The 10,069-nt window shown below is 65.8% G+C and carries 9 protein-coding genes; all 9 read right to left on the bottom strand.

Features of this window, described 5'->3' with window-relative positions:
- Window positions 1-82 precede the first annotated feature (82 nt).
- The 9 genes from QMX81_RS19370 to ndk all read right to left on the bottom strand — a co-directional run bounded on the left by QMX81_RS19370 (window position 83) and on the right by ndk (window position 9,889).
- Window positions 83-1,909: a monovalent cation:proton antiporter-2 (CPA2) family protein gene (locus QMX81_RS19370; RefSeq protein WP_282263911.1), complete on the bottom strand. Its 1,827-nt coding sequence runs from the start codon at window positions 1,907-1,909 to the stop codon at window positions 83-85.
- A gap of 165 nt (window positions 1,910-2,074) precedes the next feature.
- Window positions 2,075-3,211, bottom strand: coding sequence for a molybdopterin-synthase adenylyltransferase MoeB (gene moeB / locus QMX81_RS19365; protein ID WP_282263909.1), 1,137 nt, complete (start codon window positions 3,209-3,211; stop codon window positions 2,075-2,077).
- Window positions 3,212-3,283: 72 nt separating this feature from the next.
- Complete coding sequence (gene der / locus QMX81_RS19360; RefSeq protein ID WP_121042160.1) at window positions 3,284-4,675, bottom strand: ribosome biogenesis GTPase Der; 1,392 nt, start codon at window positions 4,673-4,675, stop codon at window positions 3,284-3,286.
- Window positions 4,676-4,687: 12 nt separating this feature from the next.
- Complete coding sequence (gene bamB / locus QMX81_RS19355; RefSeq protein ID WP_121042158.1) at window positions 4,688-5,896, bottom strand: outer membrane protein assembly factor BamB; 1,209 nt, start codon at window positions 5,894-5,896, stop codon at window positions 4,688-4,690.
- The gene (locus tag QMX81_RS19350) at window positions 5,896-6,534 is read right to left on the bottom strand and encodes a tetratricopeptide repeat protein (RefSeq protein ID WP_019183086.1); all 639 of its coding nucleotides are present in this window, start codon (window positions 6,532-6,534) and stop codon (window positions 5,896-5,898) included. The genes bamB and QMX81_RS19350 overlap by 1 nt, the downstream gene beginning before the upstream one ends.
- Window positions 6,535-6,593: 59 nt before the next feature.
- Entirely contained in the window at window positions 6,594-7,457 is an 864-nt protein-coding gene (locus QMX81_RS19345; protein WP_121042156.1) for a RodZ domain-containing protein, read from the bottom strand.
- Between the two features lie 6 nt (window positions 7,458-7,463).
- Window positions 7,464-8,261 carry a type IV pilus biogenesis/stability protein PilW gene (pilW, locus tag QMX81_RS19340; protein WP_121042154.1) on the bottom strand — a complete coding sequence of 266 codons (798 nt, stop codon included), beginning with the start codon at window positions 8,259-8,261 and terminating at the stop codon, window positions 7,464-7,466.
- Window positions 8,248-9,453 (bottom strand): 23S rRNA (adenine(2503)-C(2))-methyltransferase RlmN, encoded by a 1,206-nt coding sequence (rlmN, locus tag QMX81_RS19335; protein WP_282263899.1) that lies wholly within the window; start codon window positions 9,451-9,453, stop codon window positions 8,248-8,250. Before rlmN ends, pilW begins: the two co-directional genes overlap by 14 nt.
- A 10-nt stretch (window positions 9,454-9,463) precedes the next feature.
- Window positions 9,464-9,889 (bottom strand): nucleoside-diphosphate kinase, encoded by a 426-nt coding sequence (ndk, locus tag QMX81_RS19330; protein WP_008265389.1) that lies wholly within the window; start codon window positions 9,887-9,889, stop codon window positions 9,464-9,466.
- Between the last annotated feature and the right edge of the window lie 180 nt (window positions 9,890-10,069).

Here is a 10,069-nt window from a genome sequence, read left to right as displayed (position 1 = left end):
CGGGCGCCGCGGCGGCCGCCCCCCCCCCCCCCCCCGCCCCCCCCCGGGGGGCCCCCCCCCCCCCCCCGCCACTACCGAAGCCTTATTCCTCTTCGGGCAACTCATCCGCGTTGAGCGTGCGCGCCTTGCGCTTGGGCGCGGTGAACGGCGTGGGCGTCGGCACGCCCGGCAGGGAACTGCCGTAGACCATATGCGCCCCGGCGATCAGCCCACCACCGGCCATTTCCAGCTCGAAACGCTCGGCATCGCGGCGGCGGATTTCGCGCGCGATGGTCGCGGCATCTTCTTCGTCCAGGCCGAGCTCGATCAGCGCAGCCTCACCGAAGGCCACCGCGGATTCAAAGGTTTCGCGGATCTGGAAATCGACACCGGCGTGTATCAGGCGCAGTGAGTGTTCGCGATCGAACGAGCGCACCAGCAGCTTGGCCTGCGGGAATTCGTGCGCGACCAGTTCGACGATGCGATCGGCCTGCGCACTGTCGTTGACGCACACCGCGATCGCCCGCGCGACACCCGCGCCGGAAGCATGCAGCACATCCAGACGCGTGCCATCGCCGTAGTAGATCTTGAAGCCGAACTTCTCGGCGCTCTGGATCATCTCGATGTCGTTGTCGATGATGGTCACATCCACATCGCGTGCCAGCAGCGACTGACTGGCGACCTGGCCGAAGCGGCCGAAGCCGATCAGCAGCACGCTTCCAGAAAGACCATCCGCTTCCTCCACGCCATCCAGCGAGACTTCACGGTCCGGCATCAGCTTGTCGTGCAGCAGCACGAGCAGCGGTGTCAGTGCCATCGAAAGCACCACGATCGCGGTGAGGTTGGCGTTGACCTGCACGTCGATCACACCCGCCACCGCCGCGGCGGAGAACAGCACGAAGGCGAACTCGCCGCCCTGCGCCATTACCACGCCACGGTCCAGCGCTTGGCGATGATCACTGCCGAGGATGCGCGCGACCACGTAGATGCAGATTGCCTTGGCAAACATCAGCGCGAATACGCCGGAGACGATCAGCGGCCAGTTGTTGGCGACCACGGTGAGGTCCAGCGCCATGCCGACGCTGAGGAAGAACAGGCCGAGCAGGATGCCGCGGAACGGCTCGATGTCCGCTTCAATCTGGTGGCGGAAGGTGGATTCGCTGAGCAGCACGCCCGCTAGGAACGCACCCATCGCCATCGACAATCCGCCCAGCTGCATCAGCAGCGCGGCGCCGAGCACGACCAGCAGGGCAGCGGCCGTCATCACTTCGCGCGCTTTGGCGGCGGCAAGGATGCGGAACAGCGGATTGAGCAGGAAGCGGCCGACCAGCACCAGGCCGACGATCGCACCGGCGGCGATACCCACGGTGACCCAGCGCGAGCTCTCGCCGGCGTCGCTGTGCACCGGCGCCATGAACGCGACCACGGCCAGCAGCGGCACGATCAGCAGATCTTCGAACAGCAGGATCGAGACGATCTTCTGGCCGGTCGGCAGCGCGATGTCGCCACGTTCGGCGAGCAGTTGCATCACCACTGCGGTGGAGGTCAACACGAACCCGGCGGCGCCGATGAAGGCCACCGGCAACGGGAAGCCGAGCAGCATGCACACGCCGGTCAGCACCGCGCCGCAGACCACGATCTGCAGCGTGCCCAGGCCGAAGATCTCGTTGCGCAGACTCCACAGGTGCGAGGGCCGCATCTCCAGGCCGATCACGAACAGGAACATCACCACGCCGAGCTCGGCGGTATGCAGGATGGCCTGCGGATCGGAGAACCAGCCGAACCCGAACGGGCCGATGGCCAGGCCCGCGGCGAAATAGCCCAGCACCGAGCCCAGCCCGAGCCGGCGGAACAGCGGCACCATGACCACTGCCGCACCCAATAGGGCGACCACTTTCACCAGTTCACTGGCACCTGCTTCCACCGCCATGCGGTTGTTTCCCCGGACTGCACAAGATGGGTCAACGATAGGGCAAAGCGGTGAAGGGCAATAGCGCGGATGCTGCGTTTTATCGTACTGAATTCAGAACGATGTTGAATCTGGACGCCACATCGTCCCGAAATCGCCGCCATAACGACACCGGAACCCGGCCCCTCAGGCGCTGCAGAACGCCGCGTAATCGATGTAGCCCCGAAATGCGCGCCCGGGCGCGCAGAGCGGACAGGCCGGATCCGGACGCAGCCGCGCCTCGCGGAAGCGCATGCCCAGCGCATCGAAGGTCAGCAGGCGGCCGATCAGTGGCTCGCCGATGCCGAGCAGCAGCTTGAGCACTTCGGTGGCCTGCAGCAGGCCGACCATGCCCGGCAGCACGCCGAGCACACCGGCCTCCGAGCAGTTGGGCGCGAACTCGGGCGGCGGCGGCTCGGGGAACAGGCAGCGGTAGCAAGGCGCGGCGCCGCGCTGGCGGCCGGCATCGAACACGCTGACCTGCCCGGTGAAGCGCTCCACAGCGCCATACACCAGCGGAATGCCGTGCTGGAGGCAGGCATCGTTGAGCAGATAACGCAGCGGGAAGTTGTCCGAGCCATCCAGGACCACGTCGACCCCGTCGAGCAGCGCATCGATGTTGTCCGAGGTAACCCGTGCCTGCACGGCCTCCACGTCCAGCGAAGGATTGAGTGCGAGCAGGCGTGCGCGGGCCGAGAGCACCTTGGGCTCGCCGACGCTGGCGTCGGTATGGATGATCTGCCGGTGCAGGTTGCTGCGGTCCACCACATCGTCGTCGGCGATGCGCAGGTGCCCTACCCCGGCCGCGGCCAGGTAGAAGCTGGCCGGTGCACCCAGACCGCCCGCGCCCAGCACCAGCACGCGCGAGGCCAGCAGCGTCTTCTGGCCCTCGACACCCACCTGCGGCAGCAGCAGATGGCGCGAGTAACGTTCGTTGAAGTCGCGCTCGGCATCACTCTGCATCGGCTGCACCAGCGGCAAGCCATCGGCGCGCCACGCGGTGGTGCCACCGTGCACGGAGGCGATGCGGGTGTAGCCGAGGCCGGCCAGAAAGACCGCGGCCTGCATCGAACGCTTGCCGCTCTGGCAGATCAGGACGACCTCGCGGTCGGCGGCCGGGAGATGGGTGCTGGGTTCGGCCTGGAGATCGCCCTTGGCGATGCCGAGCGCCCCTTCGGCCATGCCGGTGGCACGCTCGTGCGCCTCACGGACGTCGATCAGCAGCGCGCCATGGACGAGGCGTTCACGGGCCTGCGCCGGGGTGAGTTCGGGGATCGTGCTCATGCGGGGATTATCGCGCACTGGTGCTCCGGCCGCCCCAATGAAAAGAGCCGGCTTGCGCCGGCTCTTTGTGCATCACTTGCCCTTGACGTGCTTGATCAAGCGCCGCTTGCGCTTGAGCTGACGTTCGGTGAGCACGTTCTTTTTGCCTTCGTACGGGTTCACACCCTCGCGGAAGATGAACTGCACGGGCGTGCCGACCAGCTTGAAGCGCTTGCGGAAGAAGTTCTCCAGATAGCGCTTGTACGACTCCGGCAGGTCTTTCAGACGGGTGCCGTGGACGATGAAGGTCGGCGGGTTGGAACCGCCCGGATGCACGTAGCGCAGCTTGGACACGTGACCACGGATCGCCGGCGGCGGGTTGGTCTCGTAGGCCGTTTCCAGCGCCTTGTTGACTTCGCTGGTGCTGAATTCGTGCGTGGCCGAGGCATGCGCGGCGTGGATGCAGCGGAACAGCTCACGCAGGCCCGAGCCGTGCTTGGCCGAGATGCGCACCACTTCCGCCCACGGCACGAAGCCGAGCTTGCGCGACACCAGGGCTTCGGCCTGCTCGCGCTGGTAGTCGGTCAGGCCATCCCACTTGTTGATCGCCACCACCAGCGCACGGCCGGCATCGAGCACCGCACCGAGCACGCTGGCATCCTGATCGGTCACGCCTTCGGAGGCATCGAGCATCAGCACCGCAACCTGGCACTGCTCGATCGCCTGCAGGGTCTTGATGACGCTGAACTTCTCGACCACTTCCTCGACACGCGCCTTGCGACGCAGGCCGGCGGTATCGATCAGGCGGTACTCACGCCCGTCGCGCTCCATGTCCACCGCGATCGAATCACGGGTGGTACCGGGCACTTCGGAGGCGATCATGCGCTCTTCGCCGAGCAGACGATTGACCAGCGTCGACTTGCCCACGTTGGGGCGGCCGACGAAGGCGATGCGAATGCGGTTCGGATCGGTGTCCAGGGTCTCGGTGGTGCCCTCTTCCGGCAACCGTTCCACGACCTCGTCCAGCAGATCATCCAGGCCCTGGCGGTGCGCGGCCGAGACGGTCAGCATTTCGCTGAAGCCGTAACGGGCAAATTCCGAACGCACGGTGTCTTCGTTCATGCCATCGATCTTGTTGATCAACAGCAGCGTCGGACGAGCCAGTCTGCGCAGCCAGGACAGGATCTCGTCGTCCATCGGGCCCTCACGGGCATCGACCACGAACAGGATCAGGTCCGCCTCGGCGGCGGCGGCGCGGGCCTGGCGGGCGGTAGCACCGGCCAGACCTTCTTCTTCACCGGCGATACCGCCGGTATCGACCACCAGGAACGGGTGGTCTTCATCAAGACGACAAACACCGTAATTACGGTCCCGGGTCACGCCGGGCTGGTCATGGACCAGCGCGTCGCGCGTACGGGTAAACGCATTGAACAGCGTGGACTTGCCGACATTCGGCCGTCCAACCAGGGCGACCAAGGGCAGCATCGCGGTAACTCCTTATTGTGCCAACCGGAACGCGGTCAGCTTTCCATCAACGTTCTGCACCAGCAGAATCCCATCGGCAGCTACCGGCTGTGCCAGGAGGGCGTCGCCGCCACTCTTGGCGCGCGCCGCGAACTCACCGTTATCGGTCCGCAACCAGTGCAGATACCCCTTGTAATCACCGACCACAACGTAATCGCCGTGGATGACCGGACCGGTCAGCGAACGACGGGCCAGGCCCGTCTGCGACCACATGGCCGAACCGCTGGCCTTGTCCAGGCCGAACACGCCGCCCTTGTTGTCGGTGACGAACACATTGCTCGAGGTCAGGGCCACGCCACCGGCGCCGCCATGATCACGTGCCCACAGCGGACGGCCGGTCGGGCCTTCGATCGCCATGGTCTGGTTCTTGAAACTGCTGACGAACAGCGTATTGCCTTCCAGCACCGGGGCGCCGTCGATATCGGCCATGCGGTCCAGCTCGGTACGGCCTTCGCCGTTGCCGACCATCTGGTCCCACAGCGTGCGGCCGTCCTGCATGGCCAGCGCGGCGATGGAGCCGTCGTCGTTGCCGATGAACAGCACGCCCGGGCCGGTGACGACCGGCGCGTTGCCACGCACGGTCAGTGCCGGCAGCTCGCGCGGGTTGAACCAGCGCTGGGTGCCATTCTCGGCATCCAGACCGGTCACGCGACCGTCGTTGCTGCGCACGAACACCATGCCCTGGCCCACGGCCGGCGCGGAGATCACTTCACCCGGCACCTTGGCACGCCACTTCTCAGTGCCGTCGGCCGCGTTCAACGCGATGACTTCGCCATCCAGGGTGCCGATGACGACCAGGCCGTCACCCACGCCCGGGCCACCGGACAGACGCAGCTTGGGCTGCTTCTTCACCTTGGCCGGTTCGTAGGTCCAGATCTTCTTGCCGGTCTGCAGGTCGATGGCATGCACGCCACCGTAGATGGCGGCCGCGTACACGCGACCATCGGCGACCACCGGGCCCTGACGGACACCGATGCGCTTCTCACCCTTGCCGACGTTGGCCGTCCAGATCTTGTCGACCTTGGCAGTGGCATCGAACTTGACCAGCTCGGCCGGTTCCAGTGCCTTCTTGGCCGCGGCATCTTTGCCGGCGAACCAGCCCTTCATCGTGCTGCAGCCGGTCAGGGCCATGCCCAACAGGGCAACCGTGGCAACGCGCTTGATCATGACCATCTGATTCATTACACCGACTCCGCAGGATCGGTGACGGTGCCACCGGCATCCGTCAACTTGGTTTCCAGCAGGCGCCGCTGGGGCGCTGCCACGTCCAGCGTCTTGAGCGCCTTCTCATACTGCTCGCGGGCCGCATCACGCTTGCCCTGCGCCATCAGTGCGTCGCCATGGATTTCCAGGCTGGCGCTGTCGGTTGCGGTGCCGAGCTGCTTGATCGCATCCTCGGTCTTGCCGGTGGCCACCAGCAGGCGCGCAACGCGCTGCTCGATCACCGGCTTGAATTCGGGGTCGGCCTTGATCGCGCGCAGGGTCGCCAGCGCATCTTCGTTCTTGCCGGCATCGACCTGGGCCTTGGCCAGCTGCAATGCGGCCAGATCGGCATAGATGTTGGCCTTGCCGCTTTCCAGGTCCTTCACACCCTTGGCGGCCTGCTCCAGATCCTTTTCTTCCAGGCTCTTGAGGACGATCTGGTATTGGACGTTGGCGCCGGCCAGGCTGTTGCTGTGCCGGGTCTGCCATTCTTTCCAGCCCCAGATGCCACCGATCGCGATGGCTACGCCAGCAAGGATGCTGACACCATTCTTCCGCAGCCAGCCGCGGACGCGTTCACTTTGTTCGTGCTCGTCGAGCAGGTCGTCGATCGCCATGCGTACTCTCGCCCCGCCCATGAGGAGGAGCTATTTGAATTGGATTGGGGAAACGCGGTTCAGTGCGAAACTGGGACCACGGAGCCGTCAGAGGATACCGTAAAGCGTGCCACGTTGGCTCGCTGGTACGGCGAAAGGTCGACGATAGTGCCGGCCTGCTGAACCTCGACCGCCGATGCATTGCCCAGCACCATGCGGGCCACCTGGCCTGGCGCGAAGCTGCGGGTCTCGCCCGACTTGATCAGGGCCTTTTCGACGGTGGTGCCGTCGGGCCCGGAAATATCCACCCAGCTGTCGCCTTTGAACTGCAGGCTCAGCGCGCCGGCCTGCGGTGCCGGCGCAGCGGCCGGACGCGGAACCGGGGTCAGCGATGCCAGATACGGCGCCGCCGGTGCCGAGGGCTTGGCCGCTTCGACCGCCGCCGGTGCGGCCGGGTCCGGGGTGTCGCCACCGGCCACCGGTACCGCCGCCGGGATCACATCCAGCGAGGCGGTGTTCGGGGTGGTCGCCGTGCCATCGAAATGGCCGCGGGTGGCGAACCAGACCGGCACGGCCAGAACCGCGGTGATGCCGACATACAGAACACGACGCCCCAGGCTCTCGGCAATGCGCCGGGCCCGCGGGGTATGAGTGTGGCTGACCAGTTGCGGTGGCACGATCGGCCCGATATGCGCCTGCTCGAGGATCTCGCCGATGTCCACCTTCAGCAGACGGGCATAACTGCGCAGCTGGCCGCGCACGAAAACCGGCGCGCCGAGGCGCTGCCACTGTTCTTCTTCGAGGGACTTGAGTACCTGAACGGGCATGTGCAGCTGCTGCCCCACCGCCTCCAGGGTCAGTCCGGCCGCTTCCCGGGCCTGGCGAAGACGAGCTCCGCAACCGGCCGCAGTATCAAAAGCGTTCACAGTCTGGTCATCAATCACAATGCTTCAACCCCGGGGATTAGGTGCCGCATCCTGCGGAAATTCGTCATGAATTCGCTGCAGATAGCGACCGGATGCCACGCTGTCGCCAAGCCGCGCCTCGATTTGAGAGGCAAGTTGTAACACGGAACGTGTGGCCGGTGCAGCCGTCAAACGCCGTTGCGAAAAGGCCCGGGCCTCGAAATAGCGCCCTTGGGCGTACTCGTTGCGGGCCATCGACTCGAGCGCATAGGCATTGACGGGATCTATCTCAAGTGCCCGTCGCAGGTCCGGCACGGCCCGTTCGGGCTGGCCGGCGTCCAGTGCACAGCCACCGGCATTGGCCAGGGCGGACGCCGGGGTGGTGTAGCCCGGCGCCTGCAGCGCCCGGTCGAACCAGACCAGCGACTCGGCCGGCCGGCCATGAGCACATAGCCACGCGCCATAATTGTTGAGGACGTCGCCGCGCTCCGGGCCCAGCTCGGCGGCCTTGGCGTACAGCTGCCCCGCTTCGGCCTGGTTGCCGCGCTGGGCGGCGATGGCTGCCAGCAGCATGTAGGCCTCGGGACGCCGCGCATCGATCTTCATCGCCGCGCGCACCCGCTTCTCGGCGGCATCCGGGGCACCCGCGCGCAGCGACTCGCCGGCCAGGACCATCTGGTCCTGGTAGTTCACGCGTTTGCGGATCTCGGGGTTGTCCCGGGCCTCATAGGTCGGCGCGACCTCGAGGGGACCGGACGGCGGTTTGATGCCTTGCTTGCCACAGCCGACCACTGCCAGCGCGAGGAAAACAACGGCTGGCAATCGGCAATCAGGCAGCGGCATCCCGGCCTTTCCCGTCCTGCAGCGTTTTATTGAACTCGGCCTGGCGGCGCGTGCGATCCATGACCTGGCCCTTGAGCTGGCCACAGGCGGCGTCGATATCGTCGCCGCGGGTGCGCCGCACCATCGTCAGCACCTTGGCATCGAGCAGGATCTTCTGGAAGGCGCGGATCTCCGTTTCGCCGGAGCGCTCATAGCGCGTGCCCGGGAATGGATTGAACGGAATCAGGTTGACCTTGCCCGCGTTCGAGGCCTGGACGGCGTTGTCGAACTGGCGCATCAGCCGCGCCAGCTGGCGGGCGTGCTCGGGCTGGTCATTGATGCCCTTCATCAGGGTGTATTCGAAGGTGACCGATTCGCGGCGCTTGTTGGCGCGCAGGTAGCGTGCGCACGAGGCCATCAGCTCGACGATCGGGTACTTCTTGTTGAGCGGGACCAGGGTCTCGCGCAGTGCATCGTTGGGCGCATGCAGCGACACCGCCAGCGACACGTCGCTCTCGGTGGAGAGGCGGTCGATCTGCGGCACCAGGCCGGAGGTGGACAGCGTCACGCGCTTGTTGGCCAGGCCGTAGCCCAGATCGTCGCGCATCACGCTCATGGCGCGCACGACGTTGTCGAAATTCATCAACGGCTCGCCCATGCCCATCATCACCACATTGGTAAGACGACGCTGCTTGTGCGGGATGTTGCCCAGATGGCGCGCCGCGACCCACACCTGGCCGATGATCTCGGCGGTGGACAGATTGCGGTTGAAGCCCTGGGTGGCGGTCGAACAGAAGGTGCAGTTCAGCGCGCAGCCGACCTGCGAGGACACGCACAGCGTGCCGCGGTTCTTGTCCGGGATGTAGACCGCTTCGATCGCATTCTTGCCGTCGGTGCCCATGGCCAGCAGCCACTTGTGGGTGCCATCGGCGGAGGGCTTGTCGAACACGATGTTCGGGACCAGCACCTCGGCATGCTGCTTGAGCTTGGCGCGCAACGCCTTGCCGAGGTCGGTCATGTCATCGAAATCGGTGACGTAGTGATGGTGGATCCACTTCATCACCTGGTGGGCACGGTAGCGCGCTTCGCCGAGTGTCTCGGCGAAGAAGCGCTCCAGACCCTCGCGATCGAGGTCGAGCAGGTTCTGCTTGGCCACAGCCGGGCTCGAGACGAGCACGGATGGGATGGCGGTTGGCTGTACGACCTCGTTCACGGCATCACTCTCAGCGCGAGACGACTTCAGTCGCGGCGAAGAAGTAGGCGATTTCGATCGCGGCATTCTCAACCGAGTCCGAGCCGTGGGCGGCATTGGCATCGATGGATTCAGCGAAGTCGGCGCGGATGGTGCCTGCGGCGGCTTCCTTCGGGTTGGTGGCGCCCAGCAGGTCGCGGTGGGCCAGCACGGCGTTCTCGCCTTCCAGCGCCTGGATCATCACCGGGCCGGAGATCATGAACTCGACCAGCGCGTTGAAGAACGGACGCTCGCGGTGCACGGCGTAGAAGCCTTCGGCTTCACGGCGCGACAGCTGCTTGTACTTGGCGGCGACGACCTTCAGGCCGGCCTTTTCAAAGCGGGCGTAGATTTCGCCGATGACGTTCTTGGCGACGGCGTCCGGCTTGATGATGGAAAGGGTGCGCTCCAGCGCCATGGGAATACTCCGTTGGGCGGGCCACTTGATCGGCCCGAGGTTAGCATGAAAAAAACCCGCGTCAAAACGCGGGCTTAGCCTGATATACGTGCGCCAATTCTAACGTGTAACCCCGCCGTACGGTAGTGCCCGCCGCGGGCCCGCCCCCCCCAGTGGGCCGCGGGGGGTCGGGTGTCTCTT

The organism is Stenotrophomonas sp. PS02301 (genome assembly GCF_029959485.1).
Classification (GTDB): Bacteria; Pseudomonadota; Gammaproteobacteria; order Xanthomonadales; family Xanthomonadaceae; genus Stenotrophomonas; species Stenotrophomonas maltophilia_Z.
The sequence above is the reverse complement of the archived record's forward strand: the minus strand, read 5'-3'. Positions and strand labels throughout refer to the sequence as shown.

Bases quoted from the DNA above. Each gene is read 5' to 3' on its own strand.
- QMX81_RS19370 (WP_282263911.1), bottom strand. From the start codon at position 1,909: ATGGCGGTGGAAGCAGGTGCCAGTGAACTGGTGAAAGTGGTCGCCCTA.
- moeB (WP_282263909.1), bottom strand. From the start codon at position 3,211: ATGAGCACGATCCCCGAACTCACCCCGGCGCAGGCCCGTGAACGCCTC.
- der (WP_121042160.1), bottom strand. From the start codon at position 4,675: ATGCTGCCCTTGGTCGCCCTGGTTGGACGGCCGAATGTCGGCAAGTCC.
- bamB (WP_121042158.1), bottom strand. From the start codon at position 5,896: ATGAATCAGATGGTCATGATCAAGCGCGTTGCCACGGTTGCCCTGTTG.
- QMX81_RS19350 (WP_019183086.1), bottom strand. From the start codon at position 6,534: ATGGCGATCGACGACCTGCTCGACGAGCACGAACAAAGTGAACGCGTC.
- pilW (WP_121042154.1), bottom strand. From the start codon at position 8,261: ATGCCGCTGCCTGATTGCCGATTGCCAGCCGTTGTTTTCCTCGCGCTG.
- ndk (WP_008265389.1), bottom strand. From the start codon at position 9,889: ATGGCGCTGGAGCGCACCCTTTCCATCATCAAGCCGGACGCCGTCGCC.